We start from the raw sequence: 463 nt of genomic DNA, 5'->3' as shown, positions 1-463 counted from the left end.
TCGCCAATGGTGCGCCGAAAATGCGCACGGTCAGGTCGGTAGCGAGGAAGATAAAGGGGAAGGAAAATGCGCCCCAAGTGGTAAAGATACCGAAAATTTGAAAGGGGAACTGTACCAGATAGTTGCTGGCGGCAATAATAAAAATATGGAAAAGCACCAGCCAGAAGAGCGCTTTCTTCTGCTGTGCGGCGGTAAATTCGTACATAGAAATCTTTCGGAAGTTTTTCAGACGGCATGAAGCCCTGCGAGACCGTGCAATAGAGAAAGTCTCGCAATAAAAAGGGCGGTTAGGCCGTCTGAACGGGATTATTGTGCATCGTGCTCAAACAGGCGTTTGCGTGCCAAAGCTTCAAACTCTGTGCCTGCTTTGCCGTAGTTGGCAAACGGATGAATGGCGATGCCGCCGCGTGGTGTGAATTCGCCGAATACTTCGATGTATTTCGGATCCATCAGGGCGATGAGG

1 protein-coding gene and 1 pseudogene are annotated in these 463 nt (G+C 50.1%); both read right to left on the bottom strand.

Annotated elements, in window-relative coordinates; all coding sequences use genetic code 11:
• Positions 1 to 205 (bottom strand): queuosine precursor transporter (locus tag ACTHUR_RS20240; protein WP_440400589.1); only part of this gene is annotated, 205 nt, incomplete at its 3' end.
• Positions 206 to 306: 101 nt separating this feature from the next.
• Positions 307 to 463, bottom strand: a pseudogene (locus tag ACTHUR_RS20235) (preQ(1) synthase); the annotation flags it as partial.

The sequence above is a fragment of the Neisseria sp. P0021.S007 genome, assembly GCF_051956855.1.
Note: the sequence above shows the minus strand (reverse complement) of the source record. Positions and strands in the feature narration are given on the sequence as shown.